At 43.5% G+C, this 377-nt stretch carries 1 protein-coding gene; it reads right to left on the reverse strand.

Going from position 1 to position 377, the window contains the following annotated elements; genetic code table 11:
• Positions 1–377 (reverse strand): hypothetical protein (locus tag A3761_RS27450; RefSeq protein WP_197472968.1); only part of this gene is annotated, 377 nt, incomplete at both ends.

A 377-nucleotide genomic window follows, 5' to 3' on the forward strand; every position in this document is an offset into this window, starting at 1 on the left:
AAAGGTTTCATCCTCATCACCCAGCTCTGTATAAAGAGCGCTCACAGCAGCATTGACACTATTGAAAACAGCTCTCAATGAAGTCGTATCAAGTGTGTCACCGGCTGCAATAACCGCCGCCAATTCTTGATAAATTAGAACACTTGCGCTATTTGGGAAGTTACTTAGGTCACCAAAGGCATCAAAATGCTCATCGAAAACATCTTCAAACAAGGCGACTACTTTATGAAGCTTCAAGGCCTGATTGGTCAAATCAGCATCAAATGCATCAACGCCCCCCTCACCCAAAAAGTCACTATTAGCTTCGTCTGATGTAATACCTAACTCATCTAACACATCAGCAGCATCCTCCCCTGCTTCAGCGATAATAGAGGTTA

Source organism: Oleiphilus sp. HI0123 (assembly GCF_001635315.1).